The organism is Micromonospora sp. NPDC049102 (assembly GCF_043197485.1).
In the GTDB taxonomy this organism is placed as follows: Bacteria; Actinomycetota; Actinomycetes; order Mycobacteriales; family Micromonosporaceae; genus Micromonospora.
In genome coordinates this window covers 134,498-153,096 of the sequence record NZ_JBICTE010000006.1, presented here as the reverse complement: position 1 = coordinate 153,096, position 18,599 = coordinate 134,498, and the positions used below count along the sequence as shown (strand labels likewise).

Genomic DNA, 18,599 nt, shown 5'->3' with positions numbered 1-18,599 from the left:
CAGCGACCGCACCGCCGGCGGCGATGGGTGCGATGAGCGTGATGACTCACAGGCATATTGATGCCTCTGAGTCATCACGCTCATCGGGAGATCCGCTCCCCCACCGACGCCGGTCCCACCGACGCCGGTCATGGACCGGCCCGGCTCAGTCATAGATCGCCTCCACCAGCCACTGCCCGGCCTCCACGGCGAGCAGCAGAGCGGCACCGTCGGCGAGGCTGACCTGGAACCGGGCTCGGCGGCGGGCCTCGGTCGGCGCCCACCAGCGCTCGTCCACCGGCCATGGCCCGGCCCAACCCACGATCTCCGCCGGCTGGCCGATACCGACGACCAGCCGGGCCGGCGGGGCGCTCACCGCCAACCGTGCGCTGATCACCACCGGCTCGCCGTCGGCGTCGTGCACGGTCGCGGCGAGTGGGCTGGGCAGCACCACGGCCGGCGCGGGCGGCGGCAACCGACCCGGCCACGGCGGCACGTCGGGGCGGCCGGGGAGGCGCTCGTCGCCCCACGGCACGAGTCGCACCTGGTCGGCCGGGGAACGTCCACCACCGAGTACCGCCGTGACCACCGCTTCCGGACCGAGGATGCCCTGTACCCGGCTCAATGCCCGGTGCGCCCGCTCCCGTTCCTCGCCGGTCTCCCCCCAGAGACCGGTCTGCAGGCCACCCTGGGCGATCACCCCGTCCGGGATCAGCCGCAGTCGGATGATGCCGGCCGTCGGGCGGGCCGGTCGGGCACCGGCGCGGCCGTTGCTGCCGGAGAGCCAGCCGTCGAGCTGCCAGCGCACCCGATCGGCGATGGCGGCGGCGGTGAGCAGACCGTCGTGCCGCCACACCCGGTGCAGTTCCTGCCCGTGCTCGGTGACCGCCTCGATGCCGAGCCGGGTGCAGGCCAGCCCGTGCCCGGCGAGCCGGTCGTGCAACTGCTCGGCCAGGGCCCGGGCGGCGAACGCCGCCGCGTCGACCCGGTCGATCGGCTCGTCGTACCCGGAGGTCACCGTCAGGTCCGCCGGCGGCTGCCGGACGGCGAGCGGCCGGTGGTCCCGGCCGGCGGCGAGGCGGTGGGCCAGCGCGCCGTCGAGCCCGAATCGGGCCAGCACGTCGCCGGCCGGTAGCGCGGCGAACTCACCGAGGGTCCGCACCCCCAGCCGGCGCAGCAGGTCAGCCAGCGCGGACCGACCGAGCGCCTCGACCGGCATCCCGGCCAGGAACGCCGGTGTCCCATCCGGCGGCACCACCTGGCCGGCGCGGGCGGCCAGCCCTGCGGCGAACACCCCGTCGGCGATGCCCACCTGGCTCTCCACCAGACACGACTGGGCGACGTGCTCGATGAGTCGTTCGGCGGCTACCTCCTCGCCGCCGAGATAGCGACTCGGGCCCCGGGCGGCAACCGCACAGGCCCCCGGACGGACCACCTCGACGCCGGCGACCAGTTCCTCCAGCGCGGCGACCACCGGCTCGAACGCCCGGGCGTCCCGGGCCGGGTCGTACTCCACGACGGTGAGCTGCGGGCAACGGCCCTGCGCCTCCCGCTTGCGCAGCCCTCGGCGTACGCCGTCGGCGCGGGCCCGCTCGGAGCAGGCGATCACCCGGTTGGCGTGCAGCACGGCGACCGGACCGGTGGCCGGAACCCCGTCGACGATCTCGGCGGCGAGCACCGGCCAGTCCGGGCACCACAGCAGCAGGGTCCGGGTCGGCGAGCCGGTCACCCCGACCCGACCAGGGCGAGCGGCACGGACGGTCGGCCCACGCTCGACCGCACCGTCCGGGGGATGACGCGGGTGAGCTCGACGCCGGGAAGCCAGACCTTGATCTCCTTGGGACGAGCGGCTGCTCCACGCCCGCGCGCCGACACGGTGACCTCCCGGCGACGTAGCCGCCCCCGGCCCTGGCCGAGCCCTTCCCAGACCCCGCGGACCACCTGCAACGTCACGTCCGCGCCGTCCCAGCGGCCGTACGGAACGAGCACGCTGCCGCGCTGCCGGGCCCGGGCGGCCAGCCGGGTGGCGACCGAGGCGGAGACCGCGGCCGGTACGGCGGTGACCACGACGTCCACCCCGTCGATCAGCGCGGCGACCACCGTGGCCCACTCGGGACCCGGATTCGGCACCAGGGCCAGCCGGTCCAGGGAGATGCCCAGCTCGGCTGCCGCGCCCACGCCGAACGTCGGCACTCCGACCACGGCACACCACGAACCGGCCCGGGACGCCTCGGCCAGCAGGGCGAGCACCAGCGAGGTGCCCCCACTGCGTCGGGGCTGACCGGTGGCGACCGCGATCGTGCTGCCCCGGCGTAGGCCCCGGTTGGGCAACAGGCCGGTCAGTTCGGGCGCTACCGGCAGCACGCGGTGCCCGCCGACCGGATCGGGTGCGCTCGCCGGGCGTACCAGATCGGCCAGCGCGGCGGAACCGACCACCATGCGGCCCGCCATGGGACCAACCCCCCGTCGTTGCTGTGGAACAGATCAGGACCGACGCACCGTGACGCCAGCCGCCCGGCTTCCCTTCCAGGCGGCCGGCGTCACGGCTGTCTCACGCCGCGAGGCCGTCCAGGGCCGGTTGGTGGGCCACGCCGAGCGCGGTCTCCACCACCGTGACGAACTGTTCGGCGGCGCGGAGCAGATCGTCGGCCTCCCGGGCGCTGACCACCCGGGGAATGCCGGCCTCGGCGGCGGCGCGCTTGCTGGCCCCGGCGGCGAAGAAACGGGCCCACTCGTCGAGCTCGGGGGCGACGGCGCAGAGCAGGACCCAGACGCTGGTGATCCGGTTGCGCCGGCTCGGGGCGGGGCGGGCCCGGGCGGCGAGCAGGGCGGCCGCCGCGCGCAGCGCCGCCAGGTGGGCGGCCGCGTAACGCAGGCCGTCGGGTCGGGTCTGGCCGGCCTCGACCAGCCCGCGGCGGGCCAGGGTGAGGAGCTGGGCAGGGGTGCGGTGCGGCAGCACGTGCGCCGGCACCGTCGGTGCCTGAGCCGGGTTGGTCGGCATGGACTGTCTCCTCCACATGGCCGGGGCGTGAGCCGGGGCGGTGGTGCCGCCGGCGAGACGCCGAGGTCGGGTGGTGCGGAGGAAGACGCACCGGGGGTGGCCGGCCGGGTGTGGATGCTTCCCCACACCGCACCCGGCCGGCGTACCGGCGGGTTCGTCGCCCGCCGCCCGGGGGTCGTGGGCGGCGGGCGACGCTCCTGCCTGATGGGACCGGGCTCGCGACTGCCCGGAAACCCAGGTGCGGCCCGCGGAGCCGCACCGCTCGAAGCTGGCGCCGCGAAACGCCGCGCTCCGGCTGGTTGGAACGAGCGTTCGAGGCAATCGAACACTCGTTCTAACTGCTGCTGACAGTACACCTCCCCTCCGACGAAAATGCAACGTGTGACGCGCCAGGACTCGCTGTGACGTGTGCCGGGGTGAAGCGGCACACGCGGACCGGGAAGAATGACGGGATGCAGCCACACCCGAACGTACGGGCGGTGCAGGACGCGCTCGACGGCGCCGGCGCGCTCGACGACCTCGGCCAGCCCAGCACGGTCCGCCTCCTGCCCGACGCGGTGCACACCGCGGCAGCCGCCGCCGAGGCGCTCGGTGTCGAGGTGGGCCAGATCGCCAACTCACTGATCTTCGACGTGGACGACGCGCCGCTGCTCGTGCTCACCTCCGGCGCGCACCGGGTGGACACCGCCGGTCTGGCGGCCTCCATCGGCGTCACCCGGCTGCGCCGGGCCACCCCGGAGTTCGTCCGCGAGCACACCGGCCAGCCGATCGGCGGGGTCGCCCCGCTCGGGCACCCGCGGGCGCTGCGCACCCTGGTGGACACGGCGCTGGCGGCGTACCCGCAGATCTGGGCGGCGGGCGGCGTGCCGCAGGCGGTCTTCCCGACCACCTACGCCGAACTGCTACGCGTCACCGCCGGCACCCCGGCCGAGGTGGCGTGAGCGAGCGGAGCGAGCGGCACAGCAGCGCCGTACCGGAGCTGGTCACCCTGCACGTGTGGCGGACCGCCCGGAGCGCGCTGCCCCGGGCGCTGACCCGGATGGCGGTGGACCCGCGCCGGCTGCGCGCCCTGCCGGGCGTACGGTTCGGCAAGCTGCTGGGCACCGGGACCGGCACCGGCTTCGGGCCGGGTGACGCCGACCTGACCCGGTGGGCGGCGCTGACCGTCTGGGACTCCCCCGCCGCGGCGGCCAGCTTCGACGACTCGCCGGTCGGGCGGGCCTGGGCACGGATCGCCCACGCCCAGGCCCGGGTCGACCTGCGTCCGCTGAGCAGCCGGGGCGAGTGGTCCGGTCAGCGACCGTTCGGCGAACCGCCGGGTGGTCGGGTGACCGGTCCGGTGCTGGCGTTGACCCGCGCCCGGTTACGGGCCCGCCGGGCGGCCACCTTCTGGCGGGCGATCCCGCCGGTGGCCGCCGCCCTGCGCGACGCGCCCGGGTTGCTGGCCCGTTTCGGCGTCGGTGAGGCCCCGCTGGGATGGCAGGGCACGGTGAGTGTGTGGCGCGACCCGACGGACCTGGTGGCGTTCGCGTACCGTCACCCGGAGCATCGGGCGGCGATCATGCGAACCCCCACCGCGGGCTGGTACGCCGAGGAGCTGTTCGCCCGGTTCGAGGTACGCGACGTGGTCGGCGACCGGACGGTCCTCGGGTGGGCCGCCGACGGTGACCAGGCGACAGTGAAGGGTGGACGGGCATGAGGTTGGTGCGCTGGACGCCGGACGATCTCGTCCGACGGCTGGACGACGTGGTCGCCGTCTACGGCGAGGCGATGGGATACCGCACCGACCTGCTGGAGGCCCGGCGCGGCTACATCGCCACCCACGTCCGCCGGCCCGGTTTCCGGGCCGTGGCCAGCCTGACCAGCGAGGGTCACCTCGCTGGCTTCGGGTACGGCTATCTGGGCAGCTCCGGCCAGTGGTGGCACGACCAGGTGCACCGGGCGCTGGACGGCCCGACCCGCAAGCGCTGGCTCACCCACTGCTTCGAGGTGGTGGAGCTGCACGTACGCCCGCCGGCGCAGGGGCACGGCCTGGGCGCCGGCCAGTTGCGGGCGCTGCTCACGATGGCCGAGGGCGACACCACGCTGCTGTCCACGCCGGAGGCCGAGGAGCAGACCTCGCGGGCCTGGCGACTGTACCGACGCTTCGGTTTCGTCGACGTGCTGCGCGACTTCCACTTCCCCGGCGACGAGCGGCCCTTCGGCGTACTCGGTCGGGATCTGCCGCTCGAGCCCCCGGCGTCATGACCCGGCGGATCTCCTGGACGCTGCTCGGCGTCCTGGTGTTCGCCCAGATCTGCTACCCGCTGACCACCGGCGCGACCCGGGCCGGCCTGACCGTGGCCACCGTCGTGCTCGGCTGGCTGCTCTCGGTCGGCCACGCTCTGCTCAGCCGGGGCCCTCGGGTGGCGGCGGCGCTGGTCGCGGTGGCCACCGGCGGTGGGTTCGCGATCGAGGCGATCGGGGTGGCCACCGGTGTGCCGTTCGGCAGCTACGACTACTCGGGCGAGCTGGGCCCCAAGCTGGCCGGCGTACCGCTGATCATCCCGCTGGCCTGGACCTGGATGGCCTGGCCGGCCTGGCTGGCCGCGGTCCGCCTGACCGGCGGCGACACGACAGCTGGTGGCACGACGGCCGGGCGGTGGGTGGGCAGGATCGCGCTGGCCGCGCTGGGGCTGGCCGCCTGGGACCTCTTCCTCGACCCGCAGATGGTCGCCGAGGGCTACTGGGTGTGGCGCGACGCCACCCCCGCGCTGCCCGGCCTGACGGGCATCCCGGTCAGCAACTACCTGGGCTGGCTGCTCTTCGCGGTGCTGCTGATGAGCGCGCTGCGACCGCTGGCCGGCCCGGCCGCCGAGCGCACCGACCGACGGGACCACCCGATGGTCGCGCTCTACCTGTGGACGTACTTCTCCAGCATCCTGGCCCACGCGGTCTTCCTGGACCTGCCCGCGTCGGCGCTCTGGGGCGCGGCCGGCATGGCGGTCACCGCCGTGCCGCTGACGGTGGCCCTGTTGCGCGCCCGCCGGGCTGGCGAGACCCGCCGCGAGGACCACCAGCCGGACCGTACCGGCGTCGACGCGACCCGATGACCGTCCTGTACGCCCTGCTGGTCGCCGTCGCCGCGTTGACCGCGCACACCTGGGTCAACGCCGCCCGCTGGCTGCGCCGGCCCACCGACCGGCCGGACGAGGTCGGCGAGTCGGTGGCCGTCCTGCTGCCGCTGCGCGACGAGGCCACCCGCGTCACGCCCTGCCTGCACGCCCTGCTCGCCCAGCGGGGTGTGCCCGGGCTGCGCGTCGTGGTCCTGGACGACGGGTCCACCGACGGCACCGCCGACGTGGTCCGCGCGGTGGCCGGCGACGACCCCCGGGTGACCCTGCTCAGCGGGGTGACCCCGCCGCCGGGCTGGTTGGGCAAACCGCACGCCTGCTGGCAGCTCGCCACCCGGTCCGACCCGGACGCCACCGCGCTGGTCTTCGTCGACGCCGACGTGGTGCTCGCCCCGCACGCCGTGGCGGCGGCCGTCACCGAGCTGCGCGCCGCCCGGGTGACGCTGCTGTCGCCGTACCCCCGGATCGTGGTGGCGACGGCGGCCGACCGGTTGGTCCAGCCGTTGTTGCAGTGGCTCTGGCTGACCTTCCTGCCGCTGCGGGCGATGGAGCGCTCGCCGCGGCCGTCACTGGCCGCGGCGGGCGGGCAGTTCCTGGTGGTGGACCGGGCCGGCTACACCGCCGCCGGCGGGCACGCCGCGGTCGCCGACAAGGTCCTGGAGGACGTCGAGCTGGCCCGGGCGGTCAAGCGGGCCGGGGGCCGGATCGCCCTGGCCGACGGCTCCCGGCTGGCGACCTGCCGGATGTACGACGACTGGCCGCAACTGCGCGACGGGTACTCGAAGTCGCTGTGGGCGTCGTTCGGGCACCCGAGCGCGGCGGCGGCCGTGGTGACGGCGCTGCTGCTGCTCTACACCGCTCCGCCGCTGGTCGCGCTGGGGTTCGCCGGGACAGCTCCCCGGGTGTCGATGGTTGCGCTCATCGCATACCTGCTGGGGGTGGCCGGGCGGGCGCTCACCGCCCGCGCGACCGGGGGTCGGTGGTGGCCCGACGCGCTCGCACACCCCGTGTCGGTCGTGGTCCTCGGTTGGTTGACCCTGCGGTCGTACCATCTGCGGAAGCGACTCCGCCTCACCTGGCGGGGCCGCCCGGTCAGTTAGGGAGGGCACGGCATGGCGCGGATCGTGGTCGTCGGCGCCGGGGTGGGTGGCCTCGCCACCGCCGCCCGGCTGGCCGCCACCGGGCACCAGGTGACCGTCTTCGAGGCCGCCGACGCGGTCGGTGGCAAGCTCGGCCGGTACGCGCACGACACCCCCGCCGGGGCGTTCCACTTCGACACCGGGCCGAGCCTGCTCACCCTCCCCGAGGTGTTCCACGACCTGTTCGAGTCGACCGGGGCGAAGCTCGACGAGTACCTGGACCTGGTCCCGCTGGACCCGATCGTCCGGCACGTCTTTCCCGGTGGCGGCCCGACCCTCGACTCGTGCGCCGACCCGGTGGAGTTCGCCGCGCGCATCGGGGCCGCCTTCGGTGACCGGGCTGCGGCCGACTGGCAACGGCTGTGGCGCCGGGCCGCACGGGTGTGGGAGGCCTCCTCGCGGGACATCCTGCGCCGTACCGTCGACTCCCCCCGCGACCTCGCGTCGCTGGCCTGGCGGATCGGCGACCTGGCCGCCATCGCTCCGGGCCGCACCCTGCGCGGCCTGGGCCGCGGCCACCTGTCCGACCCGCGGCTGCGGATGCTGCTGGACCGGTACGCCACCTACACCGGCGCCGACCCACGCCGGGCGCCGGCGGCGCTGGTCGCGGTCCCCTACGCCGAGCTGGCCTTCGGCGGCTGGTACCTGCGCGGCGGGCTGGGCACGCTCGCCGACGCGCTGTTGACCCGCTGTCTGGACCTCGGCGTGGTCGTGCAGACCGACACCCGGGTCACCCGGATCGACGCGACCGGCGGACGGGTGCACGGGGTACGCCTCGCGGGCGTCGCCGCGCCGGTCCCCGCCGACGTGGTGGTGGCCAACACCGACGCCCTCACCGTCTACCGCGACCTGCTGCCGCACCCGCGCCGACTGGCCGCGCTGACCGACCGCAGCCTCGCCGGTTTCGTGCTGCTGCTCGGCGTGTCCGGCAGCACCGGACTGGCCCACCACAACGTGTTCTTCCCGCGCGACTACGACGCGGAGTTCGACGCGGTCTTCGGCGATCCGGGTCGGGGCGTACGGGCCCGGCCGGCGGTCGACCCGACGGTGTTCGTCACCGTGGCCGACGACCCGATGGTCCGCCCGGCCGGGCACGAGGCGTGGTTCGTGCTGGTCAACGCCGCCCGGCAGGGCACCGCCGGTGGCGCGGTCGACTGGCGACGTCCCGGGTTGGCCGACGCGTACGCCGACCGCATCCTGGACGTGCTGGCCGAACGCGGCGTGGACGTCCGGGACCGGCTGCTGTTCCGCGAGGTGCGCACCCCAGCCGACCTGGACGCCGCGACCGGGGCGCCGGGCGGCACGATCTACGGCACCGCCGGCGGTCTGCTCCGCCCGGCCAACCGGGGCCCGGCGCACGGGCTGTGGCTGGTGGGCGGCTCCAGCCACCCCGGCGGTGGCCTGCCGATGGTCACCCTCTCCGCGCAGATCGTCGCCGACGAGATCGGTCCCGCCTGGTAGTCCGGCTTGGTCGCCCGGCCGGCGTGGTCGCTCAGCCGGCCCGGTCGCTCAGCCCGCGTCGAGCAGCGCGCGGCGGACGGTGGACAGCAACTGCCCCAGCCCGAAGCCGGCGAGCAGCACCCAGACCGCGGTCGCCATGGTGATGGTGCCGGCGGCCAGGTCCGGCTCGATCAGACCGGCCAGCCCGGCGACCACCAGGCCCGCCAGCGCGACCGAGACCCGGGTGGGACGTTCGCCGACGGTCACCGCGCCGATCTCCCGCATCCCGGCCGAGACCGCGCGGGCCCGGACGTACTCGTGCAGCCAGGACAGCGCACCGGCCGCGACGACAAGCGCGCCCGGCGCGCCGACCAGCCAGAACGCCAGCAGCCACGCCACCTCGCCGAGCCGGTCCGCCAGCGAGTCGTAGACGTAGCCGAGCCGGGTGGTGCGGCCGGTGGCGACCGCCACGGCGCCGTCCACGCTGTCGGCCACGGCGGCGAGCAGCACGAACAGCGCGCCGAGGAACGGGCCGTCGTCCGGCCGGGTCGCCAGCAGCGGTACGCAGAAGCAGAGCAGCACCCCGGCAGCGGTGACCGGGGTGGGGCCGACCCGCAGCCGGCCCAGCACGTACCCGACGTGGTAGGCGAACCGCAGCCAGGCGCGTACGACCGGCGCGGCGACCCGCGGGTCGAACCCGCCGTGCAGCCGCGCCCACGCCGTGGCGTACTGGTCCCAGTTCAGCTGTGTGCCCACCTGGGGATCAACCGTCGTGCCGGGCATCAGGTGTCGCCGACTCCGCGTTCACACCCGCGCGCCGGCCCTGAGGTTCTGCCAGACCTCCCGGGTGGCGGTGGACCGGTTGAGGGTGATGAAGTGGATTCCCGGTACGCCCTCGTCCAGCAGCCGGCGGCACATCTCGCTGGCCTGCTCGATGCCGAGCCGACGCACCGCCTCCGGGTCGTCGGCCACCCGCTCGAAGCGTGCCGCCAGCGCCGGCGGGAACGGCGCGCCGGAGAGCTGCACGGACCGCTCGATGGTGCCGATCTGGGTCACCGGCATCACCCCCGCCAGGATCGGGGTGGCGCAGCCGGCGGCGGCCACCCGGTCACGCAGGCGCAGGTAGTCGTCGGCCTCGAAGAACATCTGGGTGATCGCGAACTCGGCGCCGGCCCGGCACTTGCGGACGAACTGGGCGGTGTCGCTGGCCACGTCGGGTGAGCGGGGGTGCTTGTACGGGAAGGCCGCCACGCCGACGCTGAAGTCACCGGAGTCACGGACCAGCCGGACCAGGTCCTCGGCGTAGTCGACGCCCTCGGGATGCCGGACCCACTCGCCGCCCGGGTTGCCCGGCGGGTCGCCGCGCACGGCCAGCACGTTGCGGACCCCGACCCCGGCGAGCCGGCCGACAACGTGCCGCAGCTCGGCCACGGAGTGGTTGACGGCGGTCAGGTGGGCCATCGGCAGCAGGGTGGTGTCGGTGGCGATCCGCTCGGTCACCGCCACTGTCGTGTCCCTGGTCGAGCCGCCCGCGCCGTAGGTGATCGACACGAACGAGGGGCGCAGCGACTCCAGCTCGCGGATCGCCTGCCAGAGCAGCCGCTCCCCCGCCTCGGTCTTGGGCGGAAAGAACTCGAACGAGAACGTCGGCTGGCAGTCACGGATGAGCGCCCCGATCGCCGGCTGCGGATTGGGGAGTACCGAGGGAAGACCGAGCGCCACGCCCCGACTCTAGCGGGCGGAGGCACCGGACCCCAGGAGCTTCCCACCGTCGTGGACGAGTCGGTCGATCCCGGCCCTGCGGCGCGGCCAGGCCGTCGGCGGGGACTCCACACACTTGGGGTCGGATAAACAGCGAACGTCTGGCGATGGCGTCACCTCTGCTCAAGCCTTCTGATGACCCGAACGGTTATCGGGATCATGAACTGAACGCTGACCTTCCGATCGAGCCGCAGGACGTCACCGGCCTTCATGGCTGCTTCCTTGCTCGCCAGAGCTTCAGGGCCAGGCCAGCGGCTCTGAGCTTGGGACAGCCATCCTGCGGGCAGCATGGGCACGTCTTGCGGATGTGCAGATCAACTATGAAACCGGCCCTCACAGCTATACAGCCTCGGGCATACCGTCACTGGCATCCGCGAGCGACCGCGATGGAGGGTGCCGACGCCGGATGAGGTTGAGGCTCTGGTGGATTTGAACTATTGGATCGACCTCACCTGAACCGACCCAACTGCGTCATCGTCGTTGTGGACGCCTGACCCTTCCGTCGCCTACCGCCGCCGTGACGACCTGCGCGCCTGCCGACTGGACGAAGATCTGCCGCCTTTCCACGGCATCACCCTTCTTGTCTAGCCGGTGAGGTCGGCATGGGGCGCGGTATCGGTCTTCCGGCCGGCCCGTTTCCCCATGCCGCCTCCCGAACCGGACGTGCCCGTTTCCGAGCATCCGGCTCTCCGGCTTTCCCGACGTCGGACTACTACGCGGACTCCGCCCCATCTGATGCCCCGGCCGGCAACGAGCCCCCCCATCTCCACCCCCACTGGCCGTGAAAGCGGCGGGTCCACACCAGATGGTTCCCACGTTCACTACCGATCGATTGACGCGTGAGGCGCCCGACTCTGCCCCTGCGGCCCTCGACGCGGGTACGCCGTGGACTTTCCCCGCGCCCACCCGGCTGAGCGGTTACGAACCCACCCGGGTGACTCCTTCAACAGCTACACATCAAAGGAGCCTGACCGCTGACCGACCCCTATCCACCAGATTTGAGTCGGCGTATTCACTTAAGGAGCTTTACCGCCGGTTTCTTTACGTACACCTTCGCGTCTCGCTTGCCGAACCCGAACCGTCTGGCAGTCCCAGCCCGTTCCGGCTTTGTCAGGGCTGCTTCCCGCCCAATCCCCGCATTCCCGAGGATCAGACTGCCCTCAGCTTCGATGCCCTACCACGACAGGACATCGGTGCAGGTCTCCCACCTCCACTCGATCGAATAGCGCCTCGTGGCGCACGTACCCCTCAATCCAGACCCACCCGTCATAGGTGATCCAGTCCGCCACTACCCCGAGGATCTGCTGCAAGAAATCAAGGAGAGGCACCGTGGCTGATCTGACTGGCGCTACCTGGCGCAAGAGCACCAGAAGTAGCGATTCGGGCAACTGCGTGCAGGTTGCCGACGACATCTCTGGTGTCGTCGGCGTGCGAGACAGCAGGGACGTCGCTGATCCGGCCCTGGCCTTCACTCCGGACACCTGGCGAACTTTCGTTGCAGTTGTCAAGACTGACGCCCTGAGCTGACGGCGCTCTGGAGAGGGACAACCGATCAAGGGCGCTCCCGTTAGTTACTCCGGACGCAAGGAAGCCCCCTCAGCAAAACCACCGGCGGTGACCCTTGGTCACCTCCATGGGAGCGGATGCGGTCGACGGCGGTATACCTCAGAGTCATATTCATACCTCTGAGGTATACCGCTCAACAGCACATCGACACGGCGGCCAGCCAAGCGGATGACCAGCGCCCTTCGCCGCAGCCCCAACCCTGTCCTGAATTAGGACTTATAACACCAAACTCGTAAACCTTCTGAGAGAGACGCAGTGTTCGGCCTCATTCGAGCTCGTTCGGCCTCGTTCGGCCTCGTTCGGCCTCGTTCGAACGTCTTCCGAACTTAGCTGACCAATGGCATCGTTGGGGCACGGCATTGATCCACGATTCTGGAAGGAGAAAAGCATGAAGTTGCTAAGCCAGATGGCAGACAAGGCGCTCGCCTTGCTCGTGCCAACCATTACGGCAACTGCGACTGGAACCTGCACGGAAAGGCAGCGCTGCTGCTCAAGTGGCGGTTGGCAGGTCGACTACTACACGCGCACGGTCGACTGCACGAGCGGGCTACAAAAGACGCCGTGGACGTTACACCACTCTTCGGGGGTTGCCTGCGGCTTCCCGGGTCAGTGCAAAATCGGCTGGTAATTGCCGGAATGCGGGGTGTGCCACTCAAAGCAGTGACACACCCCGCCTCCGTCGCAGTCGCCTGATACAGGAGAAACAATGTTGTACGCTGCCACCGGCTTTTTCAGCGCACTACTCTTGATAAATCTAGTGCTCATATTTGGTGTGATCAGACGCCTCCGTGGGCACACTCAGCTCTTGGCGGAGTTGGGAGCCACGCGGTCGACCGATGTTGTCGCAGCTGGTTCGAGGGTTGAGGACTTTGCTACCGTCGATATTGCTGGAGAACCCGTTTCGCGCGACCTGTTGTCCGCTGAGACAGTCGTCGCCTTCTTCTCGCTGAATTGTGGATTCTGCGACGAGCTGCTCCCAAAGTTCGTCGAGTACGCAGCCAGCTCGACTGGTGGTAGTGCAGAGTTTTTTGGTGTCATTTCCGGCGACGGAGCCGAGGATTCGGGGTTCGTAAAAGAGCTTGCCCCGGTAGCCCGGGTGGTGATCGAAGAGTTCGATGGGCCCATCACGAAGGCATTTGGAGTTACCGCCTTCCCCATGATCTTTGTTATGGGAGCTGAAGGAGTGGTGGCCTCAAGCGGTATCGGCGTTGGCGCGCTCCAGCAGCGACGTGTACCCGCGATATCTGCCGGATGAGGTCGGGAAATCGAGCGATGGCTTCACAACGGCACAGCGGCGTCGAACTGTTCCGGCTCATCCTGTCTGCAGCTCCGATCCATACAGCGGTGTACGGTGCGACCACCGTGGTGGAAGCGGTCATACCGGTCGGCATGGCCTGGCTCACAAAAGTGGTCCTAGACGGACTCGGTGCGGAACAGGCCAGCCAGATCCTCGTACCGGCCGTGCTCTTGGGGTGTTTGGGCGTCATGGCCGCGGTGGTGCCGCAGTCAAGTTCTTATCTGTCCAAGCAGATAGCACGGCGAGTCGGCCTGCTGGCGTTGGACCGCCTGTATAAAGCGATCAACAAGTTTATCGGCCTAGGGCCATTTGAAAGTGCCGATTTCCGGGATCGATTGCGGCTCGCGCAGCAAGGTTCAAGCATGGCCAGCCATTCTGTGGCGACAGTTTTCGGACTCGTCCAGGCGCTGATAACGCTCCTCGGGTTTTTCAGCGCCCTCGTGGTAGTCAGTGAAGCGGCTGCACTCGTCGTCGTTGTGACAGTACTACCCGCTCTACTCATGGAATTCTCACTATCGCGAAAGAGAATGCAGGTCCTCTGGGATATCTCGCCTCATCGGCGATACGAGGCATTCTACGCGAGTTTACTGACCGATGCGCGCGCCGCCAAGGAAACCCGGTTGTTCGGAATCGGCGGGTTCCTGCGTCGCAGGATGCTCCGAGAGCGAATGACCGCCAACACTGCCGAGCGTGCGATGGACCGCAAGGAGTTGTTCACTTACAGCTGCCTGCAGACCCTGTCGGCCGCAACAGCCGGCGGTGGTCTGGTGTGGGCGATACTCGCCGCGTCGCGTGGGGAACTGAGCATCGGTGACGTGTCAATTTTTGCCGCCGCGATCGCAAGTACGCAAACCTCTATGGGCTCGTTGGTACACGGAATGGCGGGCGCGCGGGAACAAATTCTGCTGCTCCGCCCATTCATCGATATTACACACGGTGAACCGGATCTGATACTGACCGCGAATCCGGTCCCGGCTCCCCCTCTGCGTCAGGCGCTGGAGCTGCGCGATGTCTGGTTTAGATACAGCGATAGTCATCCGTGGATTCTAGCCGGCGTGAACCTTGTGATTCCGCGTGGGACGGTCGTGGGGCTGGTCGGGCTGAACGGAGCAGGCAAGTCAACACTGGTCAAGCTGATTTGCCGCCTATACAATCCCACCCGAGGTAAAATCCTGTGGGACGGGGTGGATATCCGAGAATTCGATCCCGTCGACTATCGGCAACGCATCAGTGCTGTGTTTCAGGACTACATGAGCTACGACTTCAGCGCCGCTGACAACATTGCCGTAGGAGACTTGTCCGCGATAGCGGACCGTGCGCGTATCCAAGACGCCGCCGTCCAAGCAGGAATTCACAGCAAAATAGAACACCTTCCCCAGGGCTACGAGACGTCTCTGACCAGAATGTTCAACCAGGAAGGCGCAGAGGGAAAGACGGACAGCGGTGTTGTGCTGTCGGGCGGGCAGTGGCAAAGATTGGCCCTGGCGCGTGCATTTCTACGTGGGGATCGAGATCTCATGATCTTAGATGAGCCCAGCTCCGGGCTGGATCCGGAAGCTGAGCACGACGTGCACGACAGGATGCGACGGTATCGTGCCGAACGGACCAGCCTGCTCATCTCGCACCGACTCAATGCGGTCCGGGAAGCTAATCTCATCGCCGTTCTCAACGACGGTGTCGTTTCCGAACTCGGCAGTCACGATCAACTGGTGGCCGCCGGCAGTGTTTACGCTCGGCTCTTTCGGATGCAGGCCGCCGGCTACCAAGATGATCGGATTTCGTCGGCCGAGAGTAGCAAATGATGGGTACCACCTATGTACTGGCTGGTTGTTGTTGCGCAGCGTTCGTCCTGGCTCTGTGGGTACGCCGACGCTTGATAATGGTTGCTGTCGACGGCAGTAGTATGGAGCCGACGTTCCGCAGCGGAGACCGAATTCTGGTACGACGGACCCGGCTGCCACGCGTGCGCTCCCAGGATGTCGTCGTCGTGAGATCGCTCGACCAGTTCTTGGAGCACGGCATGGTCCCCAATAATGATGCCCGGTACATGGTGAAACGCGCCGTAGCCGTTCCCGGCGATCCTATACCCCGCGAAAAAGTCCCCCCGCTCGCCTCAGTGACCGAGACTTCGGTACTTCGGGGAAAGCTCGTGTTGCTGGGAGACAACCCGCAGAGCTACGACTCGCGGCATTTTGGATACTATCCTGGCGAACTCCTGGTCGGTGTTGCAGTATTTCGGCTATTTCTTGGTCGACCGCGCGCCAACGGATACCTCGTGAATTAGTGAAGGCATTGCCTGGCAGCGATGCTGGTATCAGCCTGATCGTTCACCTTCTGGGCGAGAGAAGCGGAGAAAGAAGAATGCACTACGTCGCGGTCGGCGCCCAGTGCGTGATCGGTGTCGTGTTTATCGCCTCATCGGTCGGCAAGGTGGCGGGGCGGCGTGCCTTCCCGAGCTTCCTCGCGTCCTTGGACGGGACGCGCTTGTTGCCGCCCAGCTTGGTCCGACCGGCGGCGCTGTCTGTCGTGGCGGCGGAGTTCGGGGTGTGGGTGCTGCTTGCGGCTCACAGGCAGGCAACCGTGGCGACCGGGTTCGCGTTGGCGGCCGTGTTGTTGACCGTGTTCGCATTGGGCATTGCGCTCGTGCTGGTTCGTGGCTTGCGAACGCCGTGCCGGTGCTTCGGCAGATCGACCAGCCCGCTGGGTCTCCGGCATGTGGTGCGGAACGTCGGCCTGGCGGCTCTCGCGCTGCTCGGCGCCGCCACCCTGCGGACGGGCCCGGTGCCCCCCGAAGGATTGGCAGTTGCGGTGTGCTCGGGCCTGATGCTCGGCGGGCTGGTCGCCGTACTCGACGACATCCTCGACCTGTTCCTGCCCGTCAACGTCAGCCGGACGCGGACAGCCGCCTCCGGTAGCAAGAAGATCTGACGACCTCGCACGGCCTACTGTCCAACCACCAACACACCACCCGGAACGAGAACACGCCCCGGCGACCCCGAGCGCTACCAGCCACCCCACGCGCACGATGACGAGGTGGCTCGACCGTCAGCCAATCGTGCACGAGGTCGCTACTCGTCTAGAAGTTCTTCGTGTCCGCCCGGTCCCGGCGGAAAAGTCGTCGTACCCCCGGGGTAGGAATGGGGAGCGCGGGAGGGGCGGCGGGGGTGGCCCGGTTCCGGCGTTGGGGGTCACGCAACCGAGGTGCGCCCGGCCCGTCGCGCGGGCGGGGTGGCACCGCGTCGACGTCCGCCGGGAGGGCCCGTGACCTCGTCCCCACCGCCGCACCGCACCCAGCTCGGGCCGCTGCTGGTCCGGCATCGACGGGCCCGAGGGTGGAGCCAGCAGCGTGCCGCCGCCGAGTTGTGCGCCGCCGCAGGCGTGCCGACGTTGAGTCGGAACGAGGTGTCCCGGTGGGAACGGCAGCGACGCGTACCCGGCAGTTTCTGGCTTAGCTGGCTTGGCGTCGTGCTGGACGTACCGGCGGCGGTCCTCGCCGAGGCGGCCCTGCACGCCCGGCGGACCGGCCCGCCCACGGCCGGCGGATCGGGCCCACACGGCGCGGCCGGTGCGCGGCCGGGCGGGCGCACCGGCCCGGGCCGCGCCGCCGGGAGTACGCGTGGCGGTGGGGCGCGGGCCGTGGCGACCCGCTAGCGTCGTGGCGTGACCCACGCTGCTCCTGTGTCCCCCGTCGACCGCGCCGGCCTGCGGGAGCGGGTTGACCGGGCGCTCACCGAGTTTCTGGCCGGCCAGCGGGCCCGGTTGACCCGGGTGGACGAGGCCCTCGTCCCGGTGGCGGAGGCGATCGAGGCCTTCGTGCTCGGTGGCGGCAAGCGCCTGCGCCCGGCGTTCGCGTACTGGGGGTTCCGGGGCGCCGGCGGGGTGGACGGCGACCCAGTCCTCACGGCCCTCGCGGCGCTGGAGTTCGTGCAGGCCAGCGCCCTGATCCACGACGACCTGATGGACCGTTCCGACACGCGCCGCGGCGAGCCGGCGGTGCACCGACGGTTCGCCTCCCGGCACCGGGCGGCCGGTTGGGGCGGCGACCCGGACGGGTTCGGCGACTCGGCCGCGATCCTGCTCGGGGATCTGTGCCTGGTGTGGTCGGACGAGTTGCTGCACTCCGCCGGCCTGGACCTGCGGGCCGTGGCCCGGGCCCGGCCGGTCTTCGACGAGATGCGCACCGAGGTCACCGTCGGGCAGTACCTCGACGTGCTGACCCAGGCCACCGGGGACACCTCGGTGGAACGGGCCAGCAAGGTCGCCCGGTACAAGTCGGCGAAGTACACCGTCGAGCGCCCGCTGCTGCTCGGCGCCGCGCTGGCCGACGCCGGCGAGGACGTCCGGACGACCTACTCGGCGTACGGGTTGCCGCTGGGCGAGGCGTTCCAGCTCCGCGACGACGTGCTGGGGGTCTTCGGCGACCCGGCGCAGACCGGCAAGCCCGCCGGGGACGACCTGCGCGAGGGCAAGCGCACCTATCTGGTGGCGGCGGCCGTGGAGGCCACCGACGACGCGGGCCGGGAGCTGCTGCTCGGGCAGCTCGGCAACCCGGACCTGGACGAGCAGGGTGTCGCCCGCTTGCGTGAGCTGATCCACGCGAGCGGGGCCCTGACCCGCACCGAACAGCGCATCGTGACGCTCACCGACACCGCCCTGGCCGCCCTGTCCGCCGTCGACCTGGACACCGAAGCCCGCCAGGCCCTGGTAGACCTGGCCATAGCCGCAACCCGCCGAGCCGACTAACCCCCCACCCGGCCCCGCCCCCCCTGCCCCCACCCCCTCCCCACCCCCACCCTCCCCCTCTTCACTGCGTTGATCATGAAGTTATTGCCGCGACACGCCGCGCCGCCGGGCAACAACTTCATGATCAACGCAGGCCGGGACGCACGGGAGCACCGGTGCGGGGGGGGGGGGGGGGGGGCTAGAAGCCGAGGGCTTGGGCGCGGCGTTTGACCTCGCGGGCCTGGTCGCCGGAGAGGGCCGCGGCGGGCGTGTTGCCGGGAAGCGTGTCGTCCCGCTCGTAGAGCCAGCGCAGCGCCGCCTCGTCGTCGTAGCCGTTGTCGGCCAGCAGGTTGAGCACGCCGGGCAGGTGCTTCAGAACTGTCGCGTTGGCCACCAGGTCGGCGGGGATCCGGCGGATGCCGTCGCGGCGGACCGCCAGCAGCTCCCGGTCGCGGATCATCTGGTGGACCTTGCTGATCGACACGTCGAGCCGCTCGGCGACGTCGGGCAGGGCGAGCCAGTCGGCCGGGTCGGTGGGGCCGGCGAGCTCGGGGTCGGGTACGGATTCGGTCACCCGATCA

At 70.7% G+C, this 18,599-nt stretch carries 19 protein-coding genes; 13 read left to right on the top strand and 6 right to left on the bottom strand.

Annotated elements, in window-relative coordinates; all coding sequences use genetic code 11:
* Positions 1 to 145: 145 nt before the first annotated feature.
* The 3 genes from ACGFH9_RS09405 to ACGFH9_RS09395 form a co-directional block, all read right to left on the bottom strand.
* Positions 146 to 1,708, bottom strand: coding sequence for a DNA polymerase Y family protein (locus tag ACGFH9_RS09405; protein WP_393217116.1), 1,563 nt, complete (start codon positions 1,706 to 1,708; stop codon positions 146 to 148).
* The gene (locus ACGFH9_RS09400; protein ID WP_393217115.1) at positions 1,705 to 2,430 is read right to left on the bottom strand and encodes a hypothetical protein; all 726 of its coding nucleotides are present in this window, start codon (positions 2,428 to 2,430) and stop codon (positions 1,705 to 1,707) included. The genes ACGFH9_RS09405 and ACGFH9_RS09400 overlap by 4 nt, the downstream gene beginning before the upstream one ends.
* A 100-nt stretch (positions 2,431 to 2,530) precedes the next feature.
* Complete coding sequence (locus ACGFH9_RS09395; protein ID WP_234589090.1) at positions 2,531 to 2,980, bottom strand: SAV_6107 family HEPN domain-containing protein; 450 nt, start codon at positions 2,978 to 2,980, stop codon at positions 2,531 to 2,533.
* 452 nt (positions 2,981 to 3,432) lie between these two features.
* Between ACGFH9_RS09395 and ACGFH9_RS09390 the strand changes: the two genes are divergently transcribed.
* The 6 genes from ACGFH9_RS09390 to ACGFH9_RS09365 are packed head-to-tail and all read left to right on the top strand — an operon-like array spanning position 3,433 to position 8,693.
* Positions 3,433 to 3,921: a YbaK/EbsC family protein gene (locus ACGFH9_RS09390; RefSeq protein WP_393217114.1), complete on the top strand. Its 489-nt coding sequence runs from the start codon at positions 3,433 to 3,435 to the stop codon at positions 3,919 to 3,921.
* Positions 3,918 to 4,679, top strand: coding sequence for a monooxygenase (locus ACGFH9_RS09385; protein ID WP_393217113.1), 762 nt, complete (start codon positions 3,918 to 3,920; stop codon positions 4,677 to 4,679). The genes ACGFH9_RS09390 and ACGFH9_RS09385 overlap by 4 nt, the downstream gene beginning before the upstream one ends.
* A complete protein-coding gene (locus ACGFH9_RS09380; RefSeq protein WP_355236586.1) occupies positions 4,676 to 5,227 on the top strand; it encodes a GNAT family N-acetyltransferase in 552 nt (183 codons plus the stop codon). The genes ACGFH9_RS09385 and ACGFH9_RS09380 overlap by 4 nt, the downstream gene beginning before the upstream one ends.
* A complete protein-coding gene (locus ACGFH9_RS09375) occupies positions 5,224 to 6,072 on the top strand; it encodes a carotenoid biosynthesis protein (protein ID WP_393217112.1) in 849 nt (282 codons plus the stop codon). Before ACGFH9_RS09380 ends, ACGFH9_RS09375 begins: the two co-directional genes overlap by 4 nt.
* A complete protein-coding gene (locus ACGFH9_RS09370) occupies positions 6,069 to 7,193 on the top strand; it encodes a glycosyltransferase (protein ID WP_393217111.1) in 1,125 nt (374 codons plus the stop codon). Before ACGFH9_RS09375 ends, ACGFH9_RS09370 begins: the two co-directional genes overlap by 4 nt.
* A gap of 12 nt (positions 7,194 to 7,205) precedes the next feature.
* Positions 7,206 to 8,693 (top strand): phytoene desaturase family protein, encoded by a 1,488-nt coding sequence (locus tag ACGFH9_RS09365; RefSeq protein WP_393217110.1) that lies wholly within the window; start codon positions 7,206 to 7,208, stop codon positions 8,691 to 8,693.
* A gap of 48 nt (positions 8,694 to 8,741) precedes the next feature.
* Here ACGFH9_RS09365 and ACGFH9_RS09360 read toward each other — a convergent pair whose 3' ends face one another.
* Positions 8,742 to 9,455 carry a CDP-alcohol phosphatidyltransferase family protein gene (locus tag ACGFH9_RS09360; RefSeq protein WP_393217109.1) on the bottom strand — a complete coding sequence of 238 codons (714 nt, stop codon included), beginning with the start codon at positions 9,453 to 9,455 and terminating at the stop codon, positions 8,742 to 8,744.
* A 21-nt stretch (positions 9,456 to 9,476) separates the two neighbouring features.
* The gene (gene metF, locus ACGFH9_RS09355; protein ID WP_393217108.1) at positions 9,477 to 10,394 is read right to left on the bottom strand and encodes a methylenetetrahydrofolate reductase [NAD(P)H]; all 918 of its coding nucleotides are present in this window, start codon (positions 10,392 to 10,394) and stop codon (positions 9,477 to 9,479) included.
* A gap of 1,368 nt (positions 10,395 to 11,762) precedes the next feature.
* Here metF and ACGFH9_RS09350 point away from each other — a divergent pair.
* The 7 genes from ACGFH9_RS09350 to ACGFH9_RS09320 all read left to right on the top strand — a co-directional run bounded on the left by ACGFH9_RS09350 (position 11,763) and on the right by ACGFH9_RS09320 (position 18,039).
* Entirely contained in the window at positions 11,763 to 11,960 is a 198-nt protein-coding gene (locus ACGFH9_RS09350) for a DUF397 domain-containing protein (RefSeq protein ID WP_393217107.1), read from the top strand.
* A gap of 745 nt (positions 11,961 to 12,705) precedes the next feature.
* Complete coding sequence (locus ACGFH9_RS09345; RefSeq protein ID WP_393217106.1) at positions 12,706 to 13,254, top strand: TlpA family protein disulfide reductase; 549 nt, start codon at positions 12,706 to 12,708, stop codon at positions 13,252 to 13,254.
* Between the two features lie 17 nt (positions 13,255 to 13,271).
* The gene (locus tag ACGFH9_RS09340; RefSeq protein WP_393217105.1) at positions 13,272 to 15,098 is read left to right on the top strand and encodes an ABC transporter ATP-binding protein; all 1,827 of its coding nucleotides are present in this window, start codon (positions 13,272 to 13,274) and stop codon (positions 15,096 to 15,098) included.
* Positions 15,095 to 15,580, top strand: coding sequence for a S26 family signal peptidase (locus tag ACGFH9_RS09335; protein WP_393217104.1), 486 nt, complete (start codon positions 15,095 to 15,097; stop codon positions 15,578 to 15,580). Before ACGFH9_RS09340 ends, ACGFH9_RS09335 begins: the two co-directional genes overlap by 4 nt.
* Positions 15,581 to 15,657: 77 nt before the next feature.
* Positions 15,658 to 16,224 (top strand): MauE/DoxX family redox-associated membrane protein, encoded by a 567-nt coding sequence (locus ACGFH9_RS09330; RefSeq protein ID WP_393217103.1) that lies wholly within the window; start codon positions 15,658 to 15,660, stop codon positions 16,222 to 16,224.
* Between the two features lie 333 nt (positions 16,225 to 16,557).
* Entirely contained in the window at positions 16,558 to 16,947 is a 390-nt protein-coding gene (locus ACGFH9_RS09325) for a helix-turn-helix domain-containing protein (protein WP_393217102.1), read from the top strand.
* A gap of 9 nt (positions 16,948 to 16,956) precedes the next feature.
* Positions 16,957 to 18,039, top strand: coding sequence for a polyprenyl synthetase family protein (locus ACGFH9_RS09320; protein WP_393217101.1), 1,083 nt, complete (start codon positions 16,957 to 16,959; stop codon positions 18,037 to 18,039).
* A 178-nt stretch (positions 18,040 to 18,217) separates the two neighbouring features.
* Here the strand turns inward: ACGFH9_RS09320 and ACGFH9_RS09315 are convergent, their stop codons facing one another.
* Entirely contained in the window at positions 18,218 to 18,592 is a 375-nt protein-coding gene (locus ACGFH9_RS09315) for an Rv2175c family DNA-binding protein (RefSeq protein ID WP_355236987.1), read from the bottom strand.
* Positions 18,593 to 18,599: the final 7 nt, after the last annotated feature.

Coding starts and splice junctions, on each gene's coding strand:
- ACGFH9_RS09400 (WP_393217115.1), bottom strand. CDS start 2,430: ATGGCGGGCCGCATGGTGGTCGGTTCCGCCGCGCTGGCCGATCTGGTA.
- ACGFH9_RS09395 (WP_234589090.1), bottom strand. CDS start 2,980: ATGCCGACCAACCCGGCTCAGGCACCGACGGTGCCGGCGCACGTGCTG.
- ACGFH9_RS09390 (WP_393217114.1), top strand. CDS start 3,433: ATGCAGCCACACCCGAACGTACGGGCGGTGCAGGACGCGCTCGACGGC.
- ACGFH9_RS09380 (WP_355236586.1), top strand. CDS start 4,676: ATGAGGTTGGTGCGCTGGACGCCGGACGATCTCGTCCGACGGCTGGAC.
- ACGFH9_RS09375 (WP_393217112.1), top strand. CDS start 5,224: ATGACCCGGCGGATCTCCTGGACGCTGCTCGGCGTCCTGGTGTTCGCC.
- ACGFH9_RS09370 (WP_393217111.1), top strand. CDS start 6,069: ATGACCGTCCTGTACGCCCTGCTGGTCGCCGTCGCCGCGTTGACCGCG.
- ACGFH9_RS09365 (WP_393217110.1), top strand. CDS start 7,206: ATGGCGCGGATCGTGGTCGTCGGCGCCGGGGTGGGTGGCCTCGCCACC.
- ACGFH9_RS09360 (WP_393217109.1), bottom strand. CDS start 9,455: ATGCCCGGCACGACGGTTGATCCCCAGGTGGGCACACAGCTGAACTGG.
- ACGFH9_RS09345 (WP_393217106.1), top strand. CDS start 12,706: ATGTTGTACGCTGCCACCGGCTTTTTCAGCGCACTACTCTTGATAAAT.
- ACGFH9_RS09340 (WP_393217105.1), top strand. CDS start 13,272: ATGGCTTCACAACGGCACAGCGGCGTCGAACTGTTCCGGCTCATCCTG.
- ACGFH9_RS09335 (WP_393217104.1), top strand. CDS start 15,095: ATGATGGGTACCACCTATGTACTGGCTGGTTGTTGTTGCGCAGCGTTC.
- ACGFH9_RS09330 (WP_393217103.1), top strand. CDS start 15,658: ATGCACTACGTCGCGGTCGGCGCCCAGTGCGTGATCGGTGTCGTGTTT.